At 46.9% G+C, this 358-nt stretch carries 1 protein-coding gene; it reads right to left on the bottom strand.

The window, feature by feature from the left end; translation table 11 throughout:
- Positions 1 to 23: 23 nt before the first annotated feature.
- On the bottom strand, positions 24 to 358 hold a 335-nt coding region (locus B4F99_RS01215), incomplete at its 5' end, for a MarR family winged helix-turn-helix transcriptional regulator (RefSeq protein ID WP_290754862.1).

Raw genomic sequence — 358 nt, 5'->3', positions numbered from 1 at the left:
GTAATGCCGGTGAAATAAACGATTCACGATGATTCCTCCTGTTCGACCGGGCGATGGGTAAGAAGTAGCTGAGTCATCAGGCGCTCTAAGGAAGACTGGTCTTCTGGCGATAATTCATCCAAAAATATACGATGTGCTTGTTGGACGGATGCATCAATCGTCTGAAATAAGTCGCGTGCCTGTGAAGTCAATTCGACCAGGCGATGACGTCCTGCGTTCTGACGAAAGATGAATCCTAATTCTTCTAATCGAGCGACTGTTTTTGTGACGGCTGGCTTTTCGATGACTAAATATTTCGACAGGGTGACCTGTGAGACTGGTTCAAGTAAAGACACGGCCTTCAAGAGTGCCCATTGTC

It is taken from the genome of Exiguobacterium sp. UBA3491 (assembly GCF_002377745.1).
Taxonomy (GTDB): domain Bacteria; phylum Bacillota; class Bacilli; order Exiguobacteriales; family Exiguobacteriaceae; genus Exiguobacterium_A.
The sequence above is the reverse complement of the archived record's forward strand: the minus strand, read 5'-3'. Positions and strand labels throughout refer to the sequence as shown.